A 26,668-nucleotide genomic window follows, 5' to 3' on the forward strand; every position below is an offset into this window, starting at 1 on the left:
ACGCGGCGTCGCGCTAGTGGCCAACCTTATCGAGGATAAACTGCGCGCCGCAGTTACCTGGGTGAGGCTGAGGCAGAAAGGCGGAGGTGGCCAGCGGGGCATTGATGGTCGCGGCGTTGAGCGAGATTTGCATCTCGGTCAAATAGGCCGGATTACCGTTACAGGTTAATTTAAACGCCTTCACGCTCTGCGGACCCCAGGCGCGGGCCACAGCGGCGTCGAAGTCGGCGCGGCTAACGGTTTGGCCATAGTGTTTGGCAAGGAAATCGCCCACCGGGCTGCGCTTAATCTCTCCATTCAGGCGCACCATGGTGCCAAAATAGCTGTCGGGATCGAAGCCGAAGCAGACGCCATGTTTGGCGTATTCGTAACGTTCGAGGCAGGAGGTGCCGCCCGCGCCCGGCATCACGCTATTCAGTTTGTTGGCCATCTCCAGCGACAACCCGGTCTCCGCCGCCTGACATTTGCGGTTCGCTTTCACCTCCGGCATGTCGGGCACCGGGCGCGTGGCGCAGCCGTAGCGCATCCAGCGTCGTTCATCCACTCCGCGCGCGGCAATGGACTTTGGCAGCCCGGGCCACAGGCCATGCACGGTCAGAAAATCGGCTTTATTCGCGGTTTCCTGCTGCAGGCGACACTCTTCCGGTTCGTTGCGGTTACGGTCATACATGCTCTGACAGAATCCGGTTTGCCAGGAGAGGGCCAGGACATAGCGGTCAAAATCAGCGTATCGCGTCGCGGTGAGCGGTTCAGCGCCGGCCTGAGTGGCGGTAAGCACAAGGGCAAGCGCGGCGAATTCCTTCCTGAACATGTTTATTCCTGATTGTGGATGGCAAAAGATAACGGGGAGTTATTAAAGCATAAAAAAGGCGCCTGCTGGCGCCTTTTCACGTGGTTAGACCATTAGTGGACCGCGCTGCCGGGGACGAGGAGCTCGGTCGCGACGATCACCACCAGCAGGCCAACCATCACCGGCACCGAGGTGCGTTTGACCACTTCGAACGGGGAAATCTTCGCCATCCCGGCGACGGCCACCACCACGCCAGAGACTGGCGATATTGTGCGGCCAAGGTTTGAAGCCTGCAGCATCGGGATCGACAGATAGGCCGGATTGATACCGGAGGAGTGCGCCAGCTTGGGGATCATCTCGACAAAGGCGTAGAACGGGGCATTGCCGGAGCCGGTGGTCATCGCCGCCAGCATGGTCAGGATCACCAGCACCAGCATCAGAATAATACTGGCCGAGCCGAAGGAGGTGGCGATGGAGATCAGACCATTGATGAAGCCGATGGTGCTTAATCCCTGAGCAAAAACGCCGGCGGCGACCAGCAGCATCACCACGCCGGCGAAGGCGTCAGCCATCCCGCGGTAGGCGACTTCCAGTCCGCTGAAGACGTTTTTGGTGTTGAACCCGCGCAGGAATTCGAGGATCGCCGCCAGCAGCATGCAGCCGACGAGGATGGTAATAATGTGCAGTTCCGGTCCCCATTTGCCATCGAAGATCAGCACGCCAATAATCGGCGTAAACGGCAGGATGGCGTACAGCGCCGGAGCGTTGGTGGTGATCTCGTTGACGTCGAGCATTTCGTGGGAAATGTTCTCTTTTTTATCCAGGTAGCGCTGCCAGAAGAAGTGGGCGATCGCCATGCAGATGATAGCGGCGATGGAGATCGGCAGCGTGGTCTTAAAGGCAAAGTCGATCAGCGGCATTTCGGCCGCTTTGGCCGCCAGCACGACGTCGCCCGAGGTGGGCGAAAGGATAATCGCCGCCGGCGAGGCGCAGATGGCCGCCGCCGCCCCGCGGCTGATACCGACGTTTACCATCACCGGGAACAGGGTCGCCATCAGCAGCACGCCGAGGCCGGTCGCGGAGGAGACGGCCAGTGACATCAGGCAGGCGACAAAGTAGGCGGCAATCATCAGCAGATAGGGCGAATTGATATAGCGCAATGGCTTTGAGGCTAATTTCACCACCATATCATTGGCGCCAATATGAGTCATATAGGTGGCGAAGCCGCACAGCATCATGATCATCATACCCAGATCGCCGCCACGGCTCATGAGGAGAATCTTAATGTATTCAATAATGTCAGTGGCGGAGTAACCGGTGCCCGCGGTATTGCCTGGTAAGACTTTATGTCCCAGCAGGGCGCTGACGATCAATAAGATTAAGCCCCCGACGAACAGCACCCCGGTGGCTGAGTAGCCTTTGATGATATAGCGGGCGACGCCCACAATGACCACGATCCCGATCAGGATCTCAATAAACGTCAGCATTTATTACCCCTAAGCCCAAAGAATATGTAGTGAAAAAGCGTCACACCAAATTTTAATGTGCGAATGTGCCGAAAAAACGGACGAAACTCGCTGATGCAAATCAATAAAGCGACAAGAACTACGCGTCCCCGTTACGCCTGGATATAATCACCAGATGGATAGTTAAGTGGTTCTGATGGTCAGCGGGAGAAAATCAGGAGTTTGCCTTATTTCGTTCAACCTGTATTGAGACTATCTTTGCTATTTTAGGTGGCTTTTAAATGAAAGTGGTAATAGAAAAGTGTTGATGTTACGTCGTTTTTCATTGTTTTCTCTTGGTTTTTTAGGATGGTTATTGGTGTCCGGAAACGCCAGCGCGTCGTTTTCATCGACCCTTAGCGAAGGTTACCATACCTTAAGTAATAACGTTGCGCAGACCTGGAACGAGCCAGAGCACTATGATCTGTACGTTCCAGCCATCACCTGGCACGCGCGCTTTGCCTACGATAAGGAAAAGACGGATAAGTATAACGAACGTCCGTGGGGGGCCGGTTTCGGCGTCTCCCGCTGGGATGAGAAAGGGAACTGGCACGGCCTGTACCTGATGGCGTTTAAAGACTCTTTCAATAAGTGGGAGCCCATTGGCGGCTACGGCTGGGAGAAAACCTGGCGCCCGCTGACGGATCAGAACTTCCGCCTCGGTCTCGGCTATACCCTTGGGGTGACGGCGCGCGATAACTGGAACTACATTCCGATTCCGGTGATCTTGCCATTAGCTTCAATAGGTTACGGTCCGGCAACGTTCCAGATGACCTACATTCCCGGCACCTACAATAACGGTAACGTTTACTTCGCCTGGGCTCGCATACAGTTTTAATTCGCTAAGTCTTAGCAATAAATGAGATAAGTGACGCGTCTTGTGGAAAAACAAGGACTAAAGCGTTACCCACTAAAAAAGATAGCGACTTTTATCACTTTTTAGCAAAGTTGCACTGGACAAAAGGTACCACAATTGGTGTACTGATACCCGACACAGCATTAGTGTCGATTTTTCATATAAAGGTAATTTTGATGTCTAAGATTAAAGGTAACGTTAAGTGGTTTAATGAGTCCAAAGGATTCGGTTTCATTACTCCGGAAGATGGCAGCAAAGATGTATTCGTACACTTCTCTGCAATCCAGTCCAACGGTTTCAAAACTCTGGCTGAAGGTCAGCGCGTAGAGTTCGAAATCACTAACGGTGCCAAAGGCCCTTCTGCTGCAAACGTAATCGCTCTGTAAGCAACGCGTCAGTAGAATATAAAAACCCGCTAAACAGCGGGTTTTTTTTTGCCTGTTGATTACGCCTTTAGCGGCTGGCGGCCTGCGAGAAGAGCCAGAAGGCGACAGCCGTCATGGCAAACGAGCCCAGCAAGTTCACCGCGACGTTGAGGAGCGCCCAGCTCACTCGCCCCTGCTGCAGAAGAAACACCACTTCCGCAGAGAAGGTGGAGAAGGTGGTCAACCCGCCGCAGAAACCCGTGGTGATCAGCAGTTTCCACATCGGGTCAATGCCGGTCAGTCTATTAAACCACGCCAGCCCGGCGCCGATCACAAAGGCGCCTAACAGGTTGGCAGTCAGCGTCCCAATCGGGATAGCATGGTGCACAGGATTGAGCTTCATGCCGAGCCACCAGCGCAAAACGCTGCCGGTGCCGCCGCCAATAAAAACGGCGCAAAGAAGTTGAAACACGGTCGTTTCCTGCTATTTGATGTAAGAGAGTGTCAAGTGTAGCGCGCAACGGGCGCAATTGGCTATTCATAACCTGACGGGAGAAAAACATGCGGGTAGCGGCAGGGCAGTTTATCGTCACGCCAGTTTGGCGGACGAATGCGCAAACTTGTGTGGCGATGATGCAGCAGGCGGCGCGTGAAGGGGCGGCGCTGCTGGTGCTGCCGGAGGCGTTGCTGGCACGTGATGACAACGACCCGGATCTGTCGGTGAAATCGGCCCAAACGCTGGATGGGGCGTTTTTGCAGCTGCTGCAGGCCGAGAGCGCGCGTAACGGCCTGACGACGATCCTGACGCTGCATGTGCCGTCGGGGGAGGGAAGAGCAACCAACACGCTGGTGGTATTGCGTGAAGGGAAGGTTATTGCCCATTATCACAAACTTCATTTATACGACGCCTTCGCAATGCAGGAGTCCCGGCGGGTGGATCCCGGCAGGCAAATTCCCCCGGTGATTGAGGTGGCGGGATTTCGCGTTGGCCTGATGACCTGTTACGATCTGCGTTTTCCGGAACTGGCGCTTTCGCTGGCGCTGAACGGTGCGCAGCTGCTGGTGCTGCCCACCGCATGGGTGAAAGGGCCGCAAAAAGAGCATCACTGGGCGACGCTGCTGGCGGCGCGCGCGCTGGACACGACCTGCTACGTCGTGGCGGCAGGCGAATGCGGGACGCGTAATATCGGGCAGAGCCGCATCGTCGATCCGCTGGGAACCACCGTGGCGGGCGCGGGGAGCGAGCCGCAGCTGATCTATGCCGATATTTCCGCAGACTACCTTACGCGGGTTCGCGAGCGTTTGCCGGTGCTGCAGAACCGACGGTTTGCGCCACCGCAATTATTGTGACGTTTTTTTAAACAAGGCTTGATTCACCTTGTTACAGATTGCTATTGTGTCCGCGCGCCAAATACCCGTATTGTTTATCCCAATAATTCGCTGTGCACGTCAGGACGGACACCCCAGCGCTCACTCCCGGAGGGGAGGCCTCGGGCTGAATCACGCGGCCCGCGCACAGGTGGATTACAATATGACGGATAAATACGTGTATGATGGCGTATTCGCAGCTTGTATAGAGAAGAAGGTTAGCTATGGGTGAGATTAGTATTACCAAACTGCTGGTAGTCGCAGCACTGATTATCTTAGTGTTTGGTACCAAGAAATTACGTACGCTGGGCGGCGACCTGGGTTCGGCTATCAAGGGCTTTAAAAAGGCCATGAACGAAGATGATGATAGCGCGAAGAAAACCACCGCTGAAGACGAAGTACCGGCGCAGAAGCTCTCTCATAAAGAGTAATTCTCCGGCTGCGTCCCCTGGCGGGATGAGGAAGGTTCGGCGAAGAGGCCGCGACGTTTACGTTGCGGCCTTTGTCGTTTTTATCGACGCCGCGCAGGAAAGATGCAACTAATTGTTACGGGAAGGCGAAGCGGAGAGCGCCGCTGCGCCGGGAAGTGACGCAGCGGGAGAAGCGGCAGGTTATTTAACTTCCATCCCTTTAGCCTGCAGGTCGGCATGATAGGAAGAGCGAACGAAGGGGCCGCAGGCGGCGTGGGTGAAGCCCATCGCCATGGCTTCTGCTTTCATCTCTTCAAACTCTTCCGGACTAACGTAACGCTGCACTGGCAGGTGGTGACGGCTCGGCTGCAGATACTGGCCTAACGTCAGCATGGTGACGCCATGACGGCGCAGGTCGCGCATAACTTCGATGATCTCGTCGTTGGTTTCGCCCAGACCCACCATCAGACCGGATTTTGTCGGGATCTCCGGGTGCGCTTCTTTAAAACGCTCCAGCAGCTTCAGCGACCAGTTATAATCCGCGCCCGGACGCACCTGACGATAGAGGCGCGGTACGTTTTCGAGGTTGTGGTTGAAGACGTCCGGCGGGGTCACCGTCAGAATCTCCAGGGCGCGATCCATGCGGCCGCGGAAATCCGGGACCAGCGTTTCGATTTTAATCGTCGGGTTTTTCTCGCGAATGGCGCTGATGCAGTCGGCAAAATGCTGTGCGCCGCCATCGCGCAGGTCGTCACGGTCCACCGAGGTGACCACCACGTAGCGCAGCCCCATATCGGCGATAGTTTGCGCCAGCTTCTGTGGCTCGTTCGCATCTGGCGCGACCGGGCGGCCATGCGCGACGTCGCAGAATGGGCAACGGCGGGTACAGATCGCGCCGAGGATCATAAAGGTCGCGGTACCGTGGTTGAAGCATTCTGCAAGGTTCGGGCAGGAGGCCTCTTCGCATACGGAGTGCAGGCCGTTCTTACGCATCGCTGCTTTGATTCCCTGGATACGGGACGAGTCTGCCGGAAGTTTGATTTTCATCCATTCCGGTTTTCTGAGCAGAGCTTCACGCTCAGTTGCCACGTTCTTCACCGGGATAAGGGCCATTTTATCGGCGTCGCGGTACTTAACACCGCGTTCCATCACAATGGGTTTACTCATAGCGTGCGTGTTCCAGTTGCGAGTCACGAAGGAAAGCGAATTAATTCAATGAAATGTTGCAATTATCAACTATTTTTGAATCAAGAGCAGGCAGTATACCATTGAAAAGGGGCAGAAAGCAGCCTGCCTGCCCGGCAAATTGTAAAATAGTTGTTGTTTTATCCTTTTCCCTTCCGTGCGCTACGCCTTAAACGCCTGGATCACGGTCTCAATGATCTCTTTCAGCAATGGCTCTTTCCCGCTCTGCTTATTGAAGTGCAGCGCAACATCAATCTGTTCTTCCCGCAGGGAGGGAACATCCAGGGTTTGCAGAGGCCAGAGACGGGATACCATGGCGAACAGGCGCTCGGTGGTTAGCCCCAGCATATCGCTCTCGGCGATCATTGCCGCCTGGGTCAGCAGGTTGAAGGTGCTGAAACCGCAGCGGCGCTCGCCCATCTCCTCCTGCAGTCGACGATGCAGCGTAGGGTAGCGCTGGCCTTCAGGCAGCAGCAGCGCAAACTCGTATTGCGCGAGGGCGGATTCATCTTGTGGACCGTCCAGCGCAGGATGCCCAGCGCGGCAGTACATCTGCACCCGATCCTGATACAGCACGTGATGGCTTAGCGCCTGACCGCTGTGCAGATGGGTGTCGATTAACAGATCCACCTGGCGCTGGTCGAGCTGCCGCGCGGCGTCGGTAAGGGCGATGTTGTGCAGCAGGATCTGCGGAAAGGCCGGCTTCAGCGCGCTGGCCAGGCAAGGCATCAGCAGCGCCCCCATGGCTGGCGTAGTGGCGATAGTGATCACCCGCTGCTGGTCCGGGCTGCCGGTGATATCCAGCGCGCTAAGGAAAGCCTCCATACCGCGGCTGATGTACTGGTGAAGGTGGGTGGCATAGGCAGTGGGCGTCACGCCCTGGCCTTTGCGGATAAACAGCGGATCGGGGAACAGCGCCCGCAGTTTGTTAATTGACTGGCTAATGGCCGACGGCGTGATATTGAGTATCTTCGCGGCATTGACGATACCTTTGTGTACATACACGGCTTCGAAGATGGTCAACAGATTGAGGTCAATATTACGCAGGATGCGAAACATCTGACGGTCGTAACGTTCGTCCTGTCTGTCAGGAGATTCTGACGGCGGCGTATTCTCTGGCACGCGATGAGTCCGGTTGGGAATGATAGGCCAAGTATAGCGGCCCGCGGCGTTGCCGTGCGTGACAATTGATTGCAAAAATAATGTGTTACTTGTTCAGCCCCCCGCCGTAAGCGGGGCGCTGATCTGCCGCTTAACCCTGAGGCAGGTATTCGTGCGGGGGATGGTTCAACAGCGCCAGCAGATTGGCGACCAGCCGCGGAGCGACAGTCTCCGGGGTGGCTTCCGGTAGCCACTGACGCATTTGCGTCATCTCCATACCGGCATAGCCGCAGGGGTTGATACGCAGAAACGGCGTCAGATCCATCGCGATATTGAGCGCCAGGCCGTGGAAAGAGCAGCCTTTACGGATCCGCAATCCCAGAGAGCAGATTTTGCGATCGCCGACGTAGACGCCAGGGGCATCGGCGCGGGGGTGCGACTCAATCCCATATTCGGTAAGGGTATTGACGACCGTTTGCTCCAGCAGCGTCACCAGTTCACGCACCCCCAGCTTGCGGCGCTTGAGGTTCAACAGGACGTACATTACCTGCTGTCCCGGGCCGTGATAGGTTACCTGGCCGCCGCGATCGCTTTGGATCACCGGAATATCACCGGGCACCAGCAGGTGTTCCGCTTTGCCGGCCTGACCCTGGGTGAAGACCGGGTGATGTTCTACCAGCCAGATCTCATCGAGGGTATCTTCATCACGGGCGTCGGTAAATTCATGCATCGCCTGCGAGACGGGTTCGTAAGGTTGCAGGCCAAGCTGCCGGATTAGAATTTTATTGTGCTGCAAAACAACATCTCCGCCGGGAAGAGAGAATTCAGGTCGGGGAGTATATCACAGCCGTGTGAAAGGGAATGAGAAGACCCGGCACGGCGGCCGGGTCAGGGAAAGGGTTACAGCACCATCCGAACGATATCGATATTGCCTAACTCTTCGTACAGCGTTTCCACTTGTTCAATGTGGGTGGCGTTGATGGTGATGGAGACCGAGTGGTAGTTACCTTTGCTGCTCGGTTTTACTGACGGCGAGTAATCACCAGGCGCATGGCGCTGTACCACTTCCACCACCTGATCAACCAGCTCAGGCAACGCCTGCCCCATTACTTTGTAAGTAAATGGCGTAGGGAATTCAAGCAGTTCGTTAAGTTTGGTTTTCATGTCAGCTCCGGTGTTACGACAAAATAATAACTCCCACCAAGGGCGGGAGTTATCAGGTTACTTGGATGAATAGTATATGGGGATGGAAATCACACTTTCAAGCGTTCGATTTTTAACCAAACCAGTGGTGGAACATTAATTTAATGTAATCAATAATTTTACCGAAGAAATTACCTTCCGGAATTTCCTGCAGCACCACCAGCGGGCGCTGGTCAATGGTTTTACCATCCAGCTGGAAGTTAATGGTGCCGACGACCTGGTTTTTCTGCAGCGGGGCATGCAGCTCAGTGTTATTCAGCACGTAGCTGGCTTTCAGATCTTTCATCCGGCCGCGCGGGATGGTCAGGTAGACGTCTTTATCCACCCCCAGCGAAGCGCGATCGCTGTCGCCGAACCAGGCTGGTTCGGATGCAAACTCTTTGCCGGCTTTAATCGGGTTGACGGTTTCGAAGAAGCGGAAGCCCCAGGTCAGTAGTTTTTTGCTTTCCGACTCACGCCCTTTGAACGTCCGGCCGCCCATTACCGCCGAGATCAGACGCATCTGGCCTTCGGTGGCGGAAGCGACGAGGTTGTAGCCTGCTTTGTCGGTGTGGCCGGTTTTGATGCCGTCGACGTTCAGGCTGTTATCCCACAGCAGGCCATTACGGTTCAGCTGGCGGATGCCGTTGAAAGTGAACTCTTTCTCACGATAGATCGAGTATTCGTTCGGCACATCGCGGATCAGCGCCTGGCCAATCAGCGCCATGTCGCGCGCCGAGCTGTACTGGCCGTCAGCGTCGAGGCCGTGAACGGTCTGGAAATGGGTGTTTTTCAGGCCGAGGGCGTTGACGTAGTTGTTCATCAGGCTGACGAAGGCATCCTGGCTGCCGGCGACATAGTCGGCCATCGCCACGCAGGCATCGTTACCGGACTGCAGGTTGATACCGCGGATCAGCTGGGAAACCGGCACCTGCATCCCCGGCTTGAGGAACATCAGGGAAGAGCCTTTGAATACCGGGTTGCCGGTGGCCCAGGCGTCGTTGCCGACGGTGACCAGATCGGACTCTCTGAATTTGCCCGCTTTCATCGCCTGACCAATAACATAGCTGGTCATCATTTTGGTCAGACTGGCCGGGTCGCGGCGGGAGTCGGCGTTGTTTTCAGCCAGCACCTTGCCAGAATTGTAATCGATAAGGATCCAGGATTCGGCGTCAATCTGCGGGGCGCCTGGGATCATCGTTTTGATATTCAGGTCATCGGCGCGGGCAGCGGAGGAGAGCGCTGCAACGGAGAGCGCCGTGATGAGTAAACGAGCGGTGAAAGAGGTCTTCATGGTCAGAACAACGGCATCCGTGATGGAGTTAAAAAAAGTGCCTTACTATAGCAAATGCTCTGCGGGCCAGCATCCGACATTGCGCATGAGTTTGTTAATGACTTTTACATGCGCAAGGTGAACGGGCTGCCCGCGGCCTTTAGTTGGCGCGAGTAATAAAGGACTGCAGCTGCGCTTCGCTTTGCAGGCGCTGCTGAACGGCGCTGGCCTGCGCCTTGTCGGCAAATGGTCCCAGCTGAATACGCCACACCGCGCCGTTTTGCATGACCCGGCCTGGCACAGAGAACTGCTGGCTCAGACGCTGCTGATACTGCTGCGCCCGCGCCTGGTCGCTCACTGCGCCCACCTGGACGACAAAGTTACCGCTGGCGCTGGAGGTGGCGGAAGAGGAAGCGGCAACGGCGCCGGCGGCTGCGGCCGCTGCGGGCGCGACGCTACCCTGGATGGAGCCGGGGGCGGTCACCGGCGCTGCTGGCGTGGCGCCGGCGGCAGGTGCGGTCGCGGTGGCGGCCGCGGGTTCGCTGCTCTCCAGCACGCCGCTGTTCAGCGGCGTCGGGGCGCCGAGGAAACCGCCGCTGTTCACCGGAGCGCCAACGCTATCTTCCGGCTTCAGCGTGCTGTTGCTGATCGGGCGAACGTCAGTGGGCGCAGGCTGGTTCATGCCAGCAGCGTCACCGCCGTCCAGATTCGGACGGGCGGGCAGAGCGTAAGTCTGTTTGGCGACGGTGGTACAAGCCATTCCCGGGCCGGAAAGCGAACCGTCAGGCGCGACGATGATGGGGTCGATACGCACTTTGGTGTTGTTCGAGGTGTTCAGGCGGTCGGCGGACGCGCGCGAGAGCGAGATAACCCGATCGTTGCCGTAGGGACCGCGATCGTTAATCCGCACGACGATCATGCGCCCGTTGGCGAGGTTGGTGATCCGCGCATAGCTCGGGATCGGCAGCGTCGGGTGCGCCGCGGTCAACTGCGTCGGGTCGAAGGTTTCACCGCTGGCGGTCAGGTTGCTGTTGGGTTCCGCGTCATAGATCGCCGCGAAACCGGCCTGAGTAAAGTTTGCCGGATCCTGGACGATTTTGTAGCGCTTACCGTCGCGCTCATAATCCTGATTCGCCGTCGCGTTCGGCGTTTCATACTGCGGATCGGCGCCGCTGATCTCAACCGTCGGGCCATTACAGACGGCCGGCTGTGGAGTACTGACCGTCTTTTGTTGCACGTCATCACTCGAACATGCCGCCAGCAGCCCCGCTGCTATGCAGATCCCCAGCCATTGCTTACGCATTGCGAACCCCTTTAAACGCTTTTCGACAACATTTTTCTGTGGGTATGGATCGACATCACGATACCAAACCCGGCCATCAATACGATCAGGGCGGAGCCCCCGTAGCTCACCAGCGGCAACGGTACGCCCACCACCGGTAAAATACCACTCACCATACCAATATTTACGAAGACATAAACGAATAAAATCAACATTAAACCACCGGCCATGACCCGGCCAAAGGTGGTCTGCGCCTGGGCGGCGATCCACAGTCCGCGCATGATCAGCAGAATATAGAGCGCCAGCAGGATCAGCACGCCAATCAGGCCCAGCTCTTCGGCGAGAACGGCGAAGATAAAGTCGGTATGGCGTTCCGGCAGGAACTCCAGCTGCGACTGGGTGCCGTGCAGCCAGCCTTTGCCGCGCAGACCGCCAGAGCCAATGGCAATTTTAGACTGAATAATATGATACCCCGCGCCCAGCGGGTCGGTTTCCGGATCGAGCAGCATCATCACGCGCTGGCGCTGATAGTCGTGCATCAGGAAGAACCACAAAATCGGGATAAAGGCGGCGACCAGCACCACCGCAATGCCGATCAGTCGCCAGCTGAGGCCGGAGAGGAACAGCACAAACAGACCGGAGAGGGCAATCAGGATCGAGGTCCCGAGGTCAGGCTGCGCCGCTACCAGCAGCGTCGGCAGAAAGATCAGCACCAGGGCAATACCGGTGTTCTTCAGCGAAGGGGGGCAGACGTCGCGGTTAATAAAGCGCGCCACCATCAGCGGCACGGCAATTTTTGCAATCTCCGACGGCTGAAAGCGGACGATACCGAGATCCAGCCAGCGCTGCGCCCCTTTGGAGATGGCGCCGAAGGCGTCGACGGCCACCAGCAGAATAATACAAAAAATATAGAGGTAGGGCGCCCAGCCTTCATAGACCCGCGGCGGGATCTGCGCCATGACGATCATGATCACCACGCCCATGGCGATCTGGCCGATTTTACGCTCCATCATGCCGACGTCCTGACCGCTGGCGCTCCAGATAACCAGCGCGCTGTAGGTCAGCAGCGCCAGCAGGATCAGCACCATGGTGGGGTCAAGATGGATCTTATCCCACAGCGATTTTTTGTTCGGATTATCCGTCATTATTGATCCTCCCCTGCGGTCACCGCCGGGTTTTCGCTTGGTAGCGTGGTGTTGTTATCGCCCAGCATGATGTGATCGAGGATTTGGCGCATAATCGTACCGACCGCCGGGCCGGCACCACCGTTTTCCAGGATCATCGCCACGGCAACCTGCGGGTTGTTATAAGGCGCAAACGCCGTCATCAGTTTATGGTCACGCAGACGCTCAGAGATTCGGTGCGCGTTATAGGTTTCGTTGGCCTTCAGGCCAAACACCTGGGCGGTACCGGACTTGGCCGCGATTTTATACGGCGCGCTGGCGAAATACTTGTGCGCGGTGCCGTTGCCGCGGTTGGCCACGCCGAACATGCCGTCTTTGGCGATTTCCCAGTAGCCGGAATGAATGTCGCCTACCGGCGGCTCATGAGGCTGGACCCACGGAACGGGCTTGCCGTCTTCCACGGTGCTTTGCAGCAGGTGCGGCACTTTCACCACCCCGTCGTTAATCAGGATCATCAGCGCTTTGTTCATCTGGATCGGCGTGGCAGTCCAGTAACCCTGGCCGATGCCCACCGGAATGGTGTCCCCCTGGTACCAGGGTTTCTTAAAGCGTTTGAGCTTCCATTCGCGGGTCGGCATGTTGCCCGAGCGCTCTTCGGCAAGGTCGATACCGGTATAGTGGCCGTAGCCAAACTTGCTCATCCACTCCGCGAGGCGATCGATGCCCATGTCATAGGCGACCTGATAGAAATAGGTATCCGCGGACTCCTCAAGCGCTTTGGTGACGTTCAGGTGGCCGTGGCCCCATTTTTTCCAGTCACGATAGCGTTTTTCCGAGCCGGGCAACTGCCACCAGCCCGGGTCAAACAGGCTGGTATTGCGGGTGATCACCCCCGCGCTCAGCGCCGAGACGGCGACGTACGGTTTGACCGTCGATGCCGGCGGATAGACCCCTTGCGTCGCACGGTTGACCAGCGGCGTGTTCGGATCGTTGAGCAGGCCGGAGTAATCTTTACTGGAGATGCCGTCGACGAACAGGTTCGGGTCGTAGCTCGGCGTCGAAACCAGCGCCAGAATGGCGCCGGTACGCGGGTCGGTGACCACCACTGCGGCGCGGCTACCAGCCAGCAGCGTTTCGATATACTGCTGCAGCTTGAGGTCGAGGGTGAGGTAGATGTCGCGTCCGGCCTGCGGCGGCACCTCTTTGAGCTGACGAATCACGCGGCCGCGGTTGTTCACTTCAACCTCCTCGTAGCCGGTCTGACCGTGCAGGACGTCCTCGTAATAACGCTCAATACCCAGCTTACCGATGTCGTGGGTCGAGGCGTAGTTGGCCAGTTTGCCCTCTTTATCGAGGCGGTCGACGTCTTTATCGTTAATTTTCGAAACGTAGCCGATGACGTGCGTCAGCGCCGAGTTATAGGGATAGTAACGGCGCTTGTAGCCTTTGACTTCCACGCCGGGAAAGCGGTACTGGTTGACGGCAAAGCGGGCCACCTGCACTTCGCTGAGGTTGACCTTTACCGGAATCGAGGTAAAGCGATGGGAGCGGGCGCGCTCCTTTTTGAAGCCGGCGATATCATCGTCGGTTAAATCGACGACGTCGCGTAGCGCATCCAGCGTTTGCTGCACGTTATCGACTTTCTCCGGCATCATCTCCAGCTGATAAATGGTGCGGTTAAGCGCCAGCGGAGTGCCGTTACGATCGTAAATAATGCCGCGGCTCGGCGGGATCGGCACCAGCTTGATGCGGTTTTCGTTCGAACGCGTCTGATAGTCGTCGAAGCGAACGATTTGCACATTGTACAGGTTGGCGATCAGAACGCCGGTAAGCAGCAAAATCCCCAAAAAAGCGACCAGCGCCCGGCGCACGAACAGCGAGGATTCAGCCGTATAGTCGCGGAAAGAATTCTGTAATTTCATTCGCTGCTCAGTCTACCCTGATCATCATTACTCACGGTGGTACGGATGGTTGGTGGTAATGCTCCACGCCCGATACAGGCTCTCGGCCACCAGTACGCGCACCAGCGGGTGAGGTAAGGTGAGGGTGGAGAGCGACCAACTCTGTTCCGCCGCTGCTTTACAGGCTGGAGAGAGGCCTTCCGGGCCGCCGACCAGCAAACTGACGTCGCGCCCGTCCTGTTTCCAGCGTTCCAGTTCGCGCGCCAGCTGCGGCGTATCCCATGGTTTACCCGGAATATCCAGGGTCACGATGCGGTTTTTACCGGCAGCGGCTAACATCATCTCGCCCTCTTTTTCGAGGATGCGCTTGATATCAGCGTTCTTGCCGCGCTTACCGGCTGGGATCTCCACCAGTTCGAACGGCATATCTTTGGGAAAACGGCGCAGATACTCGCTAAAGCCGGTCTGTACCCAGTCCGGCATTTTGGTGCCAACGGCCACCAGCTGCAACTTCACGCATTAACTCCAGAGTTTTTCCAGCTCGTACAAACGACGGCTCTCTTCCTGCATGACGTGAACCATCACGTCGCCGAGGTCGACGACGATCCAGTCGGCGGCGGCTTCCCCTTCAACGCCCAGCGGCAGCATGCCGGCGGCGCGGGATTCCTGAACCACGTGGTCGGCGATGGACATCACATGACGCGTGGAGGTGCCGGTGCAGATAATCATGCAATCGGTGATGCTGGATTTGCCATGTACATCAATGGCAACGATGTCCTGACCTTTCAGGTCATCAATTTTGTCGATAACAAAATCCTGGAGTGCTTTACCCTGCAAGTGTTCCCCCTGGGTGCGTGAAGATTGATAATCATAAAGAGCCTGACAGTATACCTGAACTGATGAAAAAGTCGGGTGAAATGTCTGTCGGCAGGCGTTCGCGGCGGGGTATCATCCCATCCCTCGCCGAGGATTGCATCGCCATTTTTGTAAAACAATTTTCTGCAAAGCGGCTTTGGCGGATGCTGCCTGGCAGCGGAGAATAGCAGCCTGCTCTGGCCTGTCAATGGTTCGGCGGGAATTCTTCTTCCGACTGCCAGACGGCCTGGCTATTTAATACCCGCAGGGTGGTGAAATCGTGGCGGATTTCGAGCAGGCTCCAGGCGCCATGGGCTATCGGAAAGTGCCACATCGCCGCGGCGGGCATCTGCAACAGCAGGGCGGTCAGCAGGCTCAGAACGCCCTGATGGCCGACGATCAGCAGATGGTCAAGATGGCGGCAGTCGGTCAGTGTGGGGATAAACTCGCTGACGCGGCGGGCAAAACGCTGAAAGCTTTCGCCGTTAGTAGGGGCCGCGTGCTGCCAGTCAGCACACCACGCGGCATAGTTTTGCGCATCTTCTCGTTGAAGGTCGCGATGATGACGCATCTCCCAGTCGCCGAAAAACATCTCATTGAGCGCGGCATGGCATTCGCGCGGGATAGCGCGATCGCCAAGCAGCAGATCGGCCGTTGTCCCGGTCCGCGCCAGCTCGCTACAGAAGACTTTATCGAAAGGCACCGCGCGCAGCCGTTCGCCGAGCGCTCGCGCCTGAGCGACGCCTCGCGGCGTCAGGGGCGTTGGGGCATGGCCGCTGTATAATCCGGCAACGTTGGCTTCGGTTTCGCCATGGCGAACTAACCATAATTTCATGAACAGGCTCTGACGGGCGATGGAGAGGTGGCGTTACCATAGCGCTTTTTTCGCGTCAGGCCCAGCGCGGGGTCAGCAATAGAGACCCTGCTCGCGGATGTAGTCCAGCACCGCGGCCGGCAGCATCTCGGCGCAGGACTCGCCGCGCTCGAGGCGCTGGCGAATGATCGTCGCCGAAATATCGAACCACGGTGTCTCAGCCAGGTAGATCACGCCGGAAGGGCGGCGATGCAGAGATTCCACATCGTGGGTTAAATGGCGATCCAGCCAGCGCTGATCGGCCTCATGGGCCATGGTCAGTGGGTAACCCGGCCGGCGGCAGACAATCAGGTGGACATTGTCGAGGATGGTTTCATAGCGGTGCCAGGTGGGAAAGGTGAGCAGCGAATCCTGGCCAATGATAAACGCCAGCGGCTTGTGCGGCCCCTGCTCCTGGCGCCACTCCTGCAGCGTTTGCGCTGTCCAGGAGGGGGTATCGCGCCGCAGTTCGCGTTCATCGAGCGTGAACAGCGGCTTATCGGCAATCGCCAGCTTCAGCATGTGCACGCGCTGGGCGCTGGTGGCTTCCGGCTGGGGACGGTGCGGCGGGACGTTATTAGGCATGATGATGACCTTGCTCAGGCCAATCTGATTCGCCAGGATCTCGACCGGCTTGAGGTGACCATAATGCACCGGATCGAAGGTGCCGCCATAGATTGCCTGTAAGTGAGTCATATCAACCATCAATAAAAACGTCCGCCAGGGCTTTGTGGCAGAGCAACAACGAAAGACTTTCCAGTTCGGGCCAGACGTCGTACCCGTAATCCTGTTTAAAGGTCAGTTCCGCGCGGGTCAGAAGAGTCACCGCCTGGCGAAGCTGTTCGCCGCTCAGTCGGGCGAGGGCATCGCTGAGCAGCTGACGGCGGTTTTGCCAGACCCGATGTTTATCAAACAGCGAACGCAGCGGCGTCTGTGCCGACTGGCGCTTGAGGGTCACCAGCAGCAGCAGCTCCCGCTGTAGCGTACGCAGCAGGATCGCCGGCTCGCAGCCTTCAAGACGGAGCTGCTGCAGGACGTGCAGCACGCGCTTACTTTTGCCTGCCAGTAGGGCATCGACCCAATGGTAAGGGGTAAAGTGCGCGGCATCGTTCACCGCCTGCTCAACGCGGGGCAGCGTCAGCTTACCGTCCGGCCAGAGTAGCGCCAGACGCTCCAGCGCCTGCGCCAGCGCCAGCAGATTGCCTTCGTAACAGTAGCACAGCAGCTGGCTGGCCGCGTCGTCGAGCTGCAGCTGATGCTGTTTGGCCCGGGCGGCAAGCCAGCGCGGCAGCTGCGCGTATTCCGGCGTCTGGCAGCTGACCTGGACGGCGCGCTGCGCCAGCGCGGTGAGCCACGCGGCATTCTCCTGGGCTTTGGTCAACTTACTGCCGCGAACTATCAGCAGCAGGTCGTCGTGCAGCAGACCGACCAGCGTCGCCAGCTGTTCGTTGATCGCCGCGTTGGGGCCATTCTCTGGCAGGATTAGCAACAGGGTTTGCCGGCTGGCAAACAGGCTCATCGCCTGGCTTAAGGCGAAAAGCGCCTGCCAGTCGGTGCTGTTGTCGATAGAAAAGGTATGGTGTTCGGTAAAGCCTTGTGCGGCAGCGGCTTCGCGAATAGCGTCCTGGCTTTCCTGCAATAGCAAAGGATCGTTGCCAAGCAGCAGATAGGCCGCGCGCAGCCCTTCAGTGAGCTGCGCGCGGAGCTGTTCCGGGTACAACCGAATCATCATTGACCCAGCGTGGTGGAGACGCGGTTACCCGAGGACGCCGGCGCGGTGCTGCCCGCGACCGGTTTTTCTTCCTGCTGGGTGGCTTCAACATCCGCTACCTGAACGCTTGGTAGTTTACGAATCAGCTGTTCCGCCGCTTTATCGTACATTTCCTGGATAATCATATCCTGCTCGGCGTCTTTGGCTAACGCCGCCTGCGGGTTATCAAAGAACGAACGATAGACCTTAGTGGTTATCGGATAGATATCGTGACCCGGGATCAGAACGCTGGCATGGACGGTCATGACCATCTGATATTCCGCCGTACGACCGTCCTGGAACACCGAGGCCGTATCTTTCTGAATCGACGAACCATCGAGGCGCAGAGAAGGGACATCTTTACGCAGCGTGCTGGCGTCGATCAGTTCCACGCCGTTAAGACGCAGCTGATTGCGCACCGCGCGGCTTAATGGGCCATTCGGATCGCTCGACTGGAAAATCATGGTTTTCATGGTGGTGGGCACCTTGGTAGTGCTACGCAGATGCCAGCCACAGCCGGCGGTGGCAAGCACCGCCAGAGATAACAACATTGTTACCAGATATCGCACGCTTCCTCCCGCGCTTAGCCAACGACCAGATTGAGCAGTTTACCCGGGACGTAAATCACTTTACGCACGGTTTTGCCGTCGAGATATTTCGCCACCAGATGCTCCTGGCCGGCGCGCTCGCGGACCTGCTCTTCAGTTGCGTCTACCGCAACGGTAATTTTACCACGAACTTTGCCGTTGACCTGGACGACGACGAGGGTGCTGTCTTCCACCATCGCGCTTTCATCCGCCACCGGCCACGGCGCGTTGTCGATATCACCTTCGCCGTTCAGCTCACGCCACAGGGTGAAGCTGACGTGCGGGGTGAACGGGTTGAGCATACGCACTACCGCCAGCAGGGCTTCCTGCATCAGGGCGCGATCCTGCTCATCTTCTTGCGGCGCTTTCGCCAGCTTGTTCATCAGCTCCATGATCGCCGCGATGGCGGTGTTGAAGGTCTGACGACGGCCGATGTCATCGGTCACTTTGGCGATAGTTTTGTGGATATCGCGACGCAGCGCTTTCTGATCTTCACTCAGCGCCGCCACGTTCAGGGCCGCAACGTCCCCTTTGGTGGTGTGTTCGTAGACCAGCTTCCAGACGCGTTTCAGGAAACGGTTCGCCCCTTCGACGCCAGATTCCTGCCACTCGAGGGTCATATCCGCCGGGGATGCGAACATCATGAACAGACGGACAGTATCCGCGCCGTAGCGCTCAACCATGACCTGCGGATCGATGCCGTTGTTTTTCGACTTGGACATCTTGCTCATGCCGGTGTACACCAGCTCGTGACCCGCCGCGTCTTTCGCTTTCACGATGCGGCCTTTTTCGTCACGTTCGACGATGGCGTCAACCGGGGAGACCCAGTTACGTTCGCCGTTTTCGCCTACGTAGTAGAAGGCGTCAGCCAGCACCATGCCCTGGCACAGCAGCTGTTTCGCCGGCTCATCGGAGTTGACCATCCCCGCGTCGCGCATCAGCTTGTGGAAGAAGCGGAAGTAGAGCAGGTGCATGATCGCGTGTTCGATGCCGCCGATGTAGATATCGACCGGCAGCCAGTAGTTGGCCGCTTGCGAATCCAGCATCCCTTCCTGATACTGCGGGCAGGTGTAGCGCGCATAGTACCAGGAGGATTCCATAAAGGTGTCAAAGGTGTCGGTTTCGCGCAGCGCCGGCTGGCCGTTAACCGTGGTTTTGGCCCATTCAGGATCGGCTTTGATCGGGCTGGTAATACCGTCCATGACTACGTCTTCCGGCAGGATCACCGGCAGCTGATCTTCCGGGGTCGGCAGCACGGTGCCGTCTTCCAGGGTAACCATCGGGATCGGCGCGCCCCAGTAGCGCTGACGGGATACGCCCCAGTCACGCAGGCGGTAGTTAATTTTACGCTCACCTACGCCCATGGCAGCCAGTTTGTCGGCAATAGCGTTGAAGCCCGCTTCATAATCGAGCCCGCTGAATTCGCCGGAGTTAAACAGGACGCCTTTCTCGGTCAGCGCCTGCTGGGAAAGATCCGGCTCGGAGCCGTCGGCGGCGAGGATCACCGGCTTGATGTTCAGCCCATATTTGCTGGCGAACTCGTAGTCGCGCTGGTCGTGGCCCGGAACTGCCATCACCGCGCCGGTGCCGTACTCCATCAGCACAAAGTTAGCCGCCCATACCGGAATTTCTTCACCGGTCAGCGGGTGGATAGCTTTAAAGCCGGTATCGACGCCTTTTTTCTCCATCGTCGCCATGTCGGCTTCCGCCACTTTGGTGTTGCGGCATTCGTCGATGAAGGTGGCCAGCGCCGGATTGTTCGCCGCAGCCTGCTGCGCCAGCGGGTGACCCGCAGCGACCGCCAGGTAGGTACAGCCCATAAAGGTGTCCGGGCGGGTGGTATAGACGGTCAGCTTGTCGGCGTAGTTGTTGACGTCAAAGGAGATTTCCACCCCTTCAGAACGGCCGATCCAGTTGCGCTGCATGGTCTTCACGGTGTCCGGCCAGTGGTCCAGCTTATCCAGATCGTTCAGCAGCTCATCGGCGTAGGCGGTGATTTTAATAAACCACTGCGGGATCTCTTTACGCTCGACTTTGGTGTCGCAGCGCCAGCAGCAGCCGTCGATAACCTGCTCGTTGGCCAGCACGGTCTGGTCGTTCGGGCACCAGTTCACTGCGGAGGTTTTTTTGTACACCAGGCCTTTTTTATACAGCTCAGTGAAGAACTTCTGCTCCCAGCGGTAGTATTCCGGGGTGCAGGTTGCCAGCTCGCGGCTCCAGTCATAGCCGAAGCCCAGCATTTTGAGCTGGTTTTTCATGTAGGCGATGTTGTCGTAGGTCCACGGCGCTGGCGCGGTGTTGTTTTTTACCGCCGCCCCTTCCGCCGGCAGACCGAACGCATCCCAGCCAATTGGCTGCAGGACGTTTTTACCCAGCATGCGCTGATAGCGGGCAATCACGTCGCCGATGGTGTAGTTACGCACGTGACCCATGTGTAGTCGACCAGAAGGATAAGGAAGCATCGACAGGCAGTAATACTTCTCTTTGCTCTCGTCTTCAGTTACTTCAAATGTACGATTTTCGTCCCAGTGAAGCTGGACTTTCGATTCTATCTCTTCCGGGCGGTATTGCTCTTGCATGGCAGCCAGTGGTCCTGTTTTCAATACAGCTACAAAATGTAGCCAATGGATGTGTTATTTCAGATCGGCATAGCATAGCCCAAACGCCAACGTCAAAACAGCTTTTCGCACATCAACATCGGCAAAAGCTGGGCAGATTATTTCGCGAGTCTGTGGCTTGTCAGACACAGCGGGAGAGGAATAAGGTCTATTATCAGAAGACGTTAACCACACCGGAGGCGAAATGATGAACAAGGTTGCTCAATATTACCGTGAACTGGTCTCCTCGCTCAGCGAACGGCTCCGCCATGGAGAACGCGATATTGACGCGCTGGTGACGCAGGCACGCGATAAAATTGTCCGCGCCGGCGATCTGACGCAGAGCGAGATTGAGTCGGTGATAGCCGCGGTCAAGCGCGATCTTGAGGAGTTTGCCCGCAGCTACGAAGAGAGTCATGAAGACGAGAGCGACAGCGTGTTTATGCGGGTGATCAAAGAGAGCCTGTGGCAGGAGCTGGCCGATATCACTGACAAAACCCAGCTTGAGTGGCGGGAGGTTTTTCAGGATCTGAATCACCACGGCGTATACCACAGCGGCGAAGTGGTCGGTTTAGGCAACCTGGTGTGTGAGAAGTGTCACTATCACCTGGCGGTGTATACCCCGGATGTGCTACCGCGCTGTCCGAAATGCGGCCACGATCAGTTCCAGCGCCGGCCATTTGAACCCTGATGCATCCGGCCCGGTGCGTATTAATAGCATCGGGCCTGATTAAAAACGACCTATCATTGCATTAACGAGATAGATAAACGTCTTCCCTGTGATTGTAAAATATCTCAGCTGTCTCTTTTACCCCTGATCACTTCGCGCTTCATATAATCATTATGAGCGAGCAGAGCACTCGTCCTCAGCATGAATGCGGCTTGATGATTACTATCTCGTGATAGATCTTTCCGCGCGAATGGAAAGCGTGTGCCAGCATGGTGCGCCATAATAAAATGACTACCGGCGATGCGCTGACATCAGCGCATCGCCTGCTCTTACCGCTTGGTCGTGATTTCAGCTTGTTTAAACTGCTGATGACCGCCCATCTCGGAAACATAGTTGTGCGCGGAGTTCAGCACCAGTTTGTTAGTGGAGATAGAACCAACATTACAAGTTGAAAGCTTCAGGAAACCACAGCGATAGCCGCCATTATAGACTTTATTAGCGATAATCGTCAGATTCTCTCCTGCCTGAAGAGTGCCGTAGTTGGTGATATCGGCAAAATTTTTCGTATCCAAGGTGAGATCTTTGGCTGCGATGATTTGGCCTTCATTTTTCATACCATAATAAGCGATGATATTCGCATCGACACTATCAATAGTTGCCTTATTGTGAACGTTATTACTCTCAATCTGTACGGATTTTCCGTAAACGTAGTTGTTATTTTTGAACTGGACGCTTTTAACCGTCATAGAGTTTCCGCGGCTTTGTTGAATAAATAAGATTTCGTGCGAACGACCCTGTAGCTGGCTGGATTTTCAGGCAATACGCGGCTTTGTTGAATAAATCAGATTTCGGGTAAGTCTCCCCCGTAGCGGGTTGTGTTTTCAGGCAATACGCACGCTTTCAGGCATACCTGCTTTCGTCATTTTGTTCAGCGCTCGTACCAGGGCCATAGCCTCCGCAACCTGACCATCGTAGTCACGCAGCGTCAGTGAACCCCCGAACAGCTGTTTTACCCGGTACATCGCCGTTTCCGCTATCGAGCGACGGTTGTAATCTGTTGTCCATTTCCACCGTGCATTGCTTCCGCTCAGCCGCTGATTAGCAACGGCACGGTTACGGTCTGCATATTCACCGGGCCAGTAACCCGCACCTTTTCGGGGAGGGATAAGCGCGCTGATTTTCTTACGCCGCAGTTCATCGTGACAGAGCCGGGTGTCGTAAGCCCCGTCTGCCGCGGCTGCCCTGATTTTTCTGTGAGTCTGCCGGATAAGACCCGGGAAGGCTTCTGAGTCCGTGACGTTATTCAGCGACAGGTCTGCACAGATGATTTCATGTGTGTTGCTGTCAACTGCCAGATGCAACTTTCGCCATATACGACGGCGTTCTTTGCCGTGTTTTTTGACTTTCCATTCGCCTTCACCAAAGACCTTCAGCCCGGTGGAATCAATCACCAGATGCGCGATTTCACCTCGGGTGAACGTTTTGAAACTGACATTAACCGACTTTGCCCGCTTACTGACACTGGTGTAATCCGGGCAGCGCAACGGAACATTCATCAGTGTAAAAATGGAATCAATAAAACCCTGTGCAGCCCGCAGGGTCAGCCTGAACACGCGTTTAATGACCAGAACGGTGGTGATGGCGAGATCAGAATAGCGCTGAGGTCTTCCCCGTGATGAAGGCGTTGCCGACTCATACCAGGCCTGAATAGCTTCATCATCCAGCCAGAAAGTTATGGAGCCACGGTTGATGAGGGCTTTATTGTAGGTGGGCCAGTTGGTGATTTTGAACTTTTGCTTTGCCACGGAACGGTCTGCGTTGTCGGGAAGATGCGTGATCTGATCCTTCAACTCAGCAAAAGTTCGATTTATTCAACAAAGCCAGTTTCCGCTAACAAGGTTACCGTCCTGGATGATATCGCCATTAGTGATAAGCGATATATCGATACCAGAAATTCGCCCTGTATTATGGATGTTGCCTGAACTGACGTTGCTATCCTTTGCCGACACGATAGCCAGATTAGTGTAGCCCCAAAGGTTACCGGTGACGGTGAGATTATCGCCGCTAAACTTGACGTTGGTGATTTCGCCCCACATTGTACCGCCGTTGTTGATATTGTGGGCAGAAATATTTAACTGGCCATCGGCGTTAATCGTTGAACCATAGGTGGTATTGATATCGCCGAGGGTGGTTAAGGTTAATGCCTTGGTGCCATTAATTCTGCCGGTATTGACGAGGTTGCCGGCGGCGCTCACGTTAAGCGTTTTGTCACTGGTAATCGTGCCTTCATTGGTCAATGTGTTCAGAGTGGTGACCTGAGTGGCGAGGGCGCTGCTGTTAATGCTGCCCTTATTTTTCATCTCACCTGCTGAGACGATTTGCGTCGCGATGCCTTTCCCAGTGATAGCGCCTTCATTAATCAGTGAACCGTTGCTGGTCATGGTGAGAAGGGTGTTTGCAGCCATCGTGCCTTTATTCCGGACGCCGAAACCCAGATTATTACCAGTCATGGTGATACTGTTGGCCTTGATTCCGCCTAGTTGGCTAATATCAATGCTGTATTCCGGATATAATATTTGTTTGGCTGTGGCTGCTTTTCCAAGGCTGGTCATCTTTCCGGTTTTGTTATCAAACGTTAAGTTGCCCGCGCCCACCATAGCGTTGGCTGCCGTCATTGTGCCGTTAATCGCGATGGCGTCGGCCAGCAAGGCTGCATAGCTGTTAGACGCGTTCATACCTTTATCGTCAATGGTGATCTTACCCTGCGTGACCGTATAGCTATCAATCGCGCCAGTATCGCTCAGATTGACCTGGCCTGTCGTCAGCACTGCTTTGTTAGTATTAATAAAACTGCACCCGGAGCAGGTGATGCCGTTAGGGTTGGCGATAACGACATCGGCTTTTTGTCCGTTAACTTCGATAAAGCCCTGCAGATTACTCATTTTATTGGAGGTGACTTCATTTAAAATAACGGAAGCGCTGCCGTTGGTCAGATTATTATTCTTAGCGATATTACCGTGAGTGCTGTGGTTCACGTCGCTGGCGCTGTTGTTTAAAATAGTGCCGTTAGGGCCGACGTTGAATTCGCGATATAAGTTATGCGAGACGCCAGCGGCATTAGGAGCTTCGATATCAATAACATTTGCCCCTGATCTATGCGTATAGCTTGACGGATCGGCATAAACAACGGATGAACTTAGCGCTGCAGCCAGCGCAACATATGAAACCTTGAATTTAAACATGTAATTTATTCCTTTAAATAGTAAAAAATGAATCAGTAAATTGCAGTAATGCGCCGATGAAAACTAATACCTCCACTGTAATGAAAAGCCCAGGTTCATGGCATCGCTATGAAAGTCATCAGGTTTACTGATGGGCGTGCCGATAAAAAAATCATATTGCGTAGACGCTATTTCTCCGCGGACGCCGCCGACTGCGCCTGAAAGGCTTTTTCCCTGCCTGGCGCGCTCGGTACCAATGATCCTGCCGAAGTCAAGGCCAAGATATACCTGCTGGTCGGGGGTGGGAATATTCCAGCTAAAATCATTGCGCCAGTACCAGCCTTGATTGGCCGAAAGCGTATTTTCACCGTCAAAGCCGCGAACCGTCCAGCGATTGCCGATATTAAACTGGTTGTCCGAAGATAATCTATCCGGGCTGAACTGGGCATGGAAACGCGGCATCCAGCTAAACTTATCGCCGGTTGCGGCAAACTGCATCAAGGCCTGTATATCGGCGTGAACAATGCGCGATTGATGGCTATATAAACCGCCTTTTTCCTCGGGGGTGGGGACGGAGCTCAGCCACGGCAGGCTGCGCTGAACGCCCAGGCTTGCGTCGATAATTTTCCTGTTGAAATAGTGCTGATGGCGCACGGTAAATTCCCAGACAGGATTTTGTTTACGCATCACATACAACTCATCGCCGCCAAAGAAATAGTGCGAACTGCTCTTCGCTATGCGCAGATCGGCGGTCGTTTTTTGTTGTCGGGTATGCGAAAGCAGGCGGCTAAGGGTCGCGCTGTAATAACGGTTTTTACTTTTATAGTCGATGCTTGACCATCTTCCTTTAAACAGCTGGCGGTACTGGCTGTAGGAGCCGTACAGGCTCAATGACCAGTAACCAAAAGGCACGGAGTAGTAAAGGTTGCCGTTATGGTTGCCGTCGTTGTGCTGGTTGAATTCAACGTCGCCGCCTGCCGAGATGGAAAGAATATCGTTCAATGAAGATAAATCGTAAAGGTATAGCGCGCCGCCACCCTGATAGCGACCGCTGGCGCGGCTGCCTGCGTCATCAAGCCAGGCGCCAACCTGCCACTGTTTATCCATTACCCGGGCGATTTCAATATCACTTTCGCCAATGTGTTCCCCGGGCCGCAGCTTCATATGGGCGCTGGCGCCAGGCAGGCGCTGTAGGTTAGCCATCCCTTGTTCAAGATCGCTGAGGCGCAGGATTTTACCGGTATGGGTGGGCATGGAGGTCCACAGGTTCGTCACGGCACTATTTGGCGCAAAATCAATATGCCCCGTTTTGCCATAAGTCAGCGTTATTTTGAGAATGCCCCCTTCTAGTGACTGAGAAGGGATATCGATCAGGGAAGTAATATACCCTTGTGTTATCAGTTCATTTTGTAGGGCGTTCGTCAGCAGGCGAATCCCTTCTATTCCGAGGCAATGGCCGGGCGCCTGGGCAGCGATCTTCCCGAGGAGGGCGGTGGTTTTTGCGTTGTCCTCGGAGGCAATATCAACTTTCGTGATGTACCGACAGGTCGCTTCCTCGGGAAATATCAAGGTTTGCGTTTTCGCATAGGTGCGAGAAGATTGGTATTGCTGCTGATGGGGCATTAATGCGCTTTCACGGGCTTTATCCTGTTCTACCTGGTTTACCGTGGCGGAGTCAATACCCGCCCGCGCGGTAAAGCAGGTGAGCAAATTTAAACACAAAATAATGGCCAGTCCGTTAGTGTTAGTCCGCATGAAGCAATATCCGTTTGTTTCATTGAGTAAGATTATAA

Annotated in this window: 26 protein-coding genes and 1 pseudogene; 5 read left to right on the forward strand and 22 right to left on the reverse strand. The window is 55.9% G+C overall.

Annotation, left to right across the window (positions count from 1 at the left end; all coding sequences use genetic code 11):
* Positions 1–13: 13 nt before the first annotated feature.
* Positions 14–811 (reverse strand): ribonuclease I, encoded by a 798-nt coding sequence (rna, locus tag CE636_RS22660; RefSeq protein WP_004885850.1) that lies wholly within the window; start codon positions 809–811, stop codon positions 14–16.
* A 92-nt stretch (positions 812–903) separates the two neighbouring features.
* Positions 904–2,277, reverse strand: a complete 1,374-nt coding sequence (gene dcuC, locus CE636_RS22665) for an anaerobic C4-dicarboxylate transporter DcuC (protein ID WP_004885851.1) — start codon at positions 2,275–2,277, stop codon at positions 904–906.
* Between the two features lie 337 nt (positions 2,278–2,614).
* Between dcuC and pagP the strand changes: the two genes are divergently transcribed.
* Positions 2,615–3,133: a lipid IV(A) palmitoyltransferase PagP gene (gene pagP / locus CE636_RS22670; protein WP_004885852.1), complete on the forward strand. Its 519-nt coding sequence runs from the start codon at positions 2,615–2,617 to the stop codon at positions 3,131–3,133.
* A 194-nt stretch (positions 3,134–3,327) separates the two neighbouring features.
* A complete protein-coding gene (cspE, locus tag CE636_RS22675) occupies positions 3,328–3,537 on the forward strand; it encodes a transcription antiterminator/RNA stability regulator CspE (RefSeq protein ID WP_002439184.1) in 210 nt (69 codons plus the stop codon).
* A gap of 67 nt (positions 3,538–3,604) precedes the next feature.
* On the opposite strand, the gene crcB is transcribed toward cspE, so the two are convergent.
* A complete protein-coding gene (crcB, locus tag CE636_RS22680; RefSeq protein ID WP_002894459.1) occupies positions 3,605–3,988 on the reverse strand; it encodes a fluoride efflux transporter CrcB in 384 nt (127 codons plus the stop codon).
* An 89-nt stretch (positions 3,989–4,077) separates the two neighbouring features.
* Here crcB and CE636_RS22685 point away from each other — a divergent pair, with 89 nt between their 5' ends.
* Entirely contained in the window at positions 4,078–4,866 is a 789-nt protein-coding gene (locus CE636_RS22685) for a deaminated glutathione amidase (protein WP_017899087.1), read from the forward strand.
* Positions 4,867–5,108: 242 nt separating this feature from the next.
* The gene (gene tatE, locus CE636_RS22690) at positions 5,109–5,315 is read left to right on the forward strand and encodes a twin-arginine translocase subunit TatE (protein WP_004885862.1); all 207 of its coding nucleotides are present in this window, start codon (positions 5,109–5,111) and stop codon (positions 5,313–5,315) included.
* A gap of 180 nt (positions 5,316–5,495) precedes the next feature.
* Here the strand turns inward: tatE and lipA are convergent, their stop codons facing one another.
* The 15 genes from lipA to leuS form a co-directional block, all read right to left on the reverse strand.
* Complete coding sequence (gene lipA, locus CE636_RS22695) at positions 5,496–6,461, reverse strand: lipoyl synthase (RefSeq protein ID WP_004885864.1); 966 nt, start codon at positions 6,459–6,461, stop codon at positions 5,496–5,498.
* A gap of 180 nt (positions 6,462–6,641) precedes the next feature.
* Positions 6,642–7,601: a YbeF family transcriptional regulator gene (locus CE636_RS22700; protein WP_017899088.1), complete on the reverse strand. Its 960-nt coding sequence runs from the start codon at positions 7,599–7,601 to the stop codon at positions 6,642–6,644.
* Between the two features lie 130 nt (positions 7,602–7,731).
* Positions 7,732–8,376, reverse strand: coding sequence for a lipoyl(octanoyl) transferase LipB (lipB, locus tag CE636_RS22705; RefSeq protein WP_004885871.1), 645 nt, complete (start codon positions 8,374–8,376; stop codon positions 7,732–7,734).
* A 104-nt stretch (positions 8,377–8,480) separates the two neighbouring features.
* Positions 8,481–8,744 carry a DUF493 family protein YbeD gene (ybeD, locus tag CE636_RS22710; RefSeq protein WP_002894474.1) on the reverse strand — a complete coding sequence of 88 codons (264 nt, stop codon included), beginning with the start codon at positions 8,742–8,744 and terminating at the stop codon, positions 8,481–8,483.
* Between the two features lie 112 nt (positions 8,745–8,856).
* A complete protein-coding gene (gene dacA / locus CE636_RS22715; protein WP_017899089.1) occupies positions 8,857–10,056 on the reverse strand; it encodes a D-alanyl-D-alanine carboxypeptidase DacA in 1,200 nt (399 codons plus the stop codon).
* Positions 10,057–10,195: 139 nt separating this feature from the next.
* Complete coding sequence (gene rlpA, locus CE636_RS22720; RefSeq protein WP_004885873.1) at positions 10,196–11,338, reverse strand: endolytic peptidoglycan transglycosylase RlpA; 1,143 nt, start codon at positions 11,336–11,338, stop codon at positions 10,196–10,198.
* A gap of 11 nt (positions 11,339–11,349) precedes the next feature.
* On the reverse strand, positions 11,350–12,462 hold the full coding sequence (gene mrdB, locus CE636_RS22725; RefSeq protein ID WP_004885876.1) for a peptidoglycan glycosyltransferase MrdB: 1,113 nt from the start codon (positions 12,460–12,462) through the stop codon (positions 11,350–11,352).
* Positions 12,462–14,363 carry a peptidoglycan DD-transpeptidase MrdA gene (gene mrdA / locus CE636_RS22730; protein ID WP_004885880.1) on the reverse strand — a complete coding sequence of 634 codons (1,902 nt, stop codon included), beginning with the start codon at positions 14,361–14,363 and terminating at the stop codon, positions 12,462–12,464. The genes mrdB and mrdA overlap by 1 nt, the downstream gene beginning before the upstream one ends.
* Positions 14,364–14,390: 27 nt before the next feature.
* Positions 14,391–14,858 (reverse strand): 23S rRNA (pseudouridine(1915)-N(3))-methyltransferase RlmH, encoded by a 468-nt coding sequence (gene rlmH / locus CE636_RS22735; protein WP_002894620.1) that lies wholly within the window; start codon positions 14,856–14,858, stop codon positions 14,391–14,393.
* Between the two features lie 3 nt (positions 14,859–14,861).
* Complete coding sequence (gene rsfS, locus CE636_RS22740; RefSeq protein WP_002894623.1) at positions 14,862–15,179, reverse strand: ribosome silencing factor; 318 nt, start codon at positions 15,177–15,179, stop codon at positions 14,862–14,864.
* A gap of 223 nt (positions 15,180–15,402) precedes the next feature.
* Positions 15,403–16,032: an adenosylcobalamin/alpha-ribazole phosphatase gene (locus CE636_RS22745; RefSeq protein ID WP_004885883.1), complete on the reverse strand. Its 630-nt coding sequence runs from the start codon at positions 16,030–16,032 to the stop codon at positions 15,403–15,405.
* A gap of 72 nt (positions 16,033–16,104) precedes the next feature.
* Entirely contained in the window at positions 16,105–16,755 is a 651-nt protein-coding gene (gene nadD, locus CE636_RS22750) for a nicotinate-nucleotide adenylyltransferase (RefSeq protein ID WP_017899090.1), read from the reverse strand.
* Entirely contained in the window at positions 16,748–17,779 is a 1,032-nt protein-coding gene (gene holA, locus CE636_RS22755; RefSeq protein WP_004885888.1) for a DNA polymerase III subunit delta, read from the reverse strand. Before holA ends, nadD begins: the two co-directional genes overlap by 8 nt.
* Positions 17,779–18,369, reverse strand: a complete 591-nt coding sequence (lptE, locus tag CE636_RS22760) for an LPS assembly lipoprotein LptE (protein WP_004885890.1) — start codon at positions 18,367–18,369, stop codon at positions 17,779–17,781. The genes holA and lptE overlap by 1 nt, the downstream gene beginning before the upstream one ends.
* Before the next feature lie 14 nt (positions 18,370–18,383).
* Positions 18,384–20,966, reverse strand: a complete 2,583-nt coding sequence (gene leuS, locus CE636_RS22765) for a leucine--tRNA ligase (RefSeq protein WP_017899092.1) — start codon at positions 20,964–20,966, stop codon at positions 18,384–18,386.
* 226 nt (positions 20,967–21,192) lie between these two features.
* On the opposite strand from leuS, the gene CE636_RS22770 reads away from it, so the two are divergent.
* On the forward strand, positions 21,193–21,675 hold the full coding sequence (locus CE636_RS22770) for a zinc ribbon-containing protein (protein WP_025999140.1): 483 nt from the start codon (positions 21,193–21,195) through the stop codon (positions 21,673–21,675).
* A gap of 308 nt (positions 21,676–21,983) precedes the next feature.
* Here CE636_RS22770 and CE636_RS22775 read toward each other — a convergent pair whose 3' ends face one another.
* The 4 genes and pseudogenes from CE636_RS22775 to CE636_RS22790 all read right to left on the reverse strand — a co-directional run bounded on the left by CE636_RS22775 (position 21,984) and on the right by CE636_RS22790 (position 26,630).
* On the reverse strand, positions 21,984–22,400 hold the full coding sequence (locus CE636_RS22775) for a hypothetical protein (protein ID WP_017899094.1): 417 nt from the start codon (positions 22,398–22,400) through the stop codon (positions 21,984–21,986).
* Between the two features lie 135 nt (positions 22,401–22,535).
* Positions 22,536–23,504, reverse strand: a complete 969-nt coding sequence (locus CE636_RS22780; protein WP_072096747.1) for an IS5 family transposase — start codon at positions 23,502–23,504, stop codon at positions 22,536–22,538.
* A 27-nt stretch (positions 23,505–23,531) separates the two neighbouring features.
* Positions 23,532–24,896: pseudogene (locus CE636_RS22785) on the reverse strand (filamentous hemagglutinin N-terminal domain-containing protein); the annotation flags it as partial.
* A gap of 63 nt (positions 24,897–24,959) precedes the next feature.
* Positions 24,960–26,630, reverse strand: coding sequence for a ShlB/FhaC/HecB family hemolysin secretion/activation protein (locus tag CE636_RS22790; protein ID WP_017901432.1), 1,671 nt, complete (start codon positions 26,628–26,630; stop codon positions 24,960–24,962).
* Positions 26,631–26,668: the final 38 nt, after the last annotated feature.

The sequence above is a fragment of the Klebsiella sp. LY genome, from assembly GCF_004010915.1.
GTDB lineage: Bacteria > Pseudomonadota > Gammaproteobacteria > Enterobacterales > Enterobacteriaceae > Klebsiella > Klebsiella quasipneumoniae.

Bases quoted from the DNA above. Each gene is read 5' to 3' on its own strand.
- nadD (WP_017899090.1), bottom strand. From the start codon at position 16,755: ATGGTTGATATGACTCACTTACAGGCAATCTATGGCGGCACCTTCGAT.
- mrdA (WP_004885880.1), bottom strand. From the start codon at position 14,363: ATGAAATTACAGAATTCTTTCCGCGACTATACGGCTGAATCCTCGCTG.
- rlpA (WP_004885873.1), bottom strand. From the start codon at position 11,338: ATGCGTAAGCAATGGCTGGGGATCTGCATAGCAGCGGGGCTGCTGGCG.
- rna (WP_004885850.1), bottom strand. From the start codon at position 811: ATGTTCAGGAAGGAATTCGCCGCGCTTGCCCTTGTGCTTACCGCCACT.
- holA (WP_004885888.1), bottom strand. From the start codon at position 17,779: ATGATTCGGTTGTACCCGGAACAGCTCCGCGCGCAGCTCACTGAAGGG.
- dcuC (WP_004885851.1), bottom strand. From the start codon at position 2,277: ATGCTGACGTTTATTGAGATCCTGATCGGGATCGTGGTCATTGTGGGC.
- lipA (WP_004885864.1), bottom strand. From the start codon at position 6,461: ATGAGTAAACCCATTGTGATGGAACGCGGTGTTAAGTACCGCGACGCC.
- mrdB (WP_004885876.1), bottom strand. From the start codon at position 12,462: ATGACGGATAATCCGAACAAAAAATCGCTGTGGGATAAGATCCATCTT.
- dacA (WP_017899089.1), bottom strand. From the start codon at position 10,056: ATGAAGACCTCTTTCACCGCTCGTTTACTCATCACGGCGCTCTCCGTT.
- CE636_RS22685 (WP_017899087.1), top strand. From the start codon at position 4,078: ATGCGGGTAGCGGCAGGGCAGTTTATCGTCACGCCAGTTTGGCGGACG.
- cspE (WP_002439184.1), top strand. From the start codon at position 3,328: ATGTCTAAGATTAAAGGTAACGTTAAGTGGTTTAATGAGTCCAAAGGA.
- CE636_RS22745 (WP_004885883.1), bottom strand. From the start codon at position 16,032: ATGAAATTATGGTTAGTTCGCCATGGCGAAACCGAAGCCAACGTTGCC.
- CE636_RS22775 (WP_017899094.1), bottom strand. From the start codon at position 22,400: ATGACGGTTAAAAGCGTCCAGTTCAAAAATAACAACTACGTTTACGGA.
- leuS (WP_017899092.1), bottom strand. From the start codon at position 20,966: ATGCAAGAGCAATACCGCCCGGAAGAGATAGAATCGAAAGTCCAGCTT.
- tatE (WP_004885862.1), top strand. From the start codon at position 5,109: ATGGGTGAGATTAGTATTACCAAACTGCTGGTAGTCGCAGCACTGATT.
- CE636_RS22790 (WP_017901432.1), bottom strand. From the start codon at position 26,630: ATGCGGACTAACACTAACGGACTGGCCATTATTTTGTGTTTAAATTTG.
- ybeD (WP_002894474.1), bottom strand. From the start codon at position 8,744: ATGAAAACCAAACTTAACGAACTGCTTGAATTCCCTACGCCATTTACT.
- CE636_RS22770 (WP_025999140.1), top strand. From the start codon at position 21,193: ATGAACAAGGTTGCTCAATATTACCGTGAACTGGTCTCCTCGCTCAGC.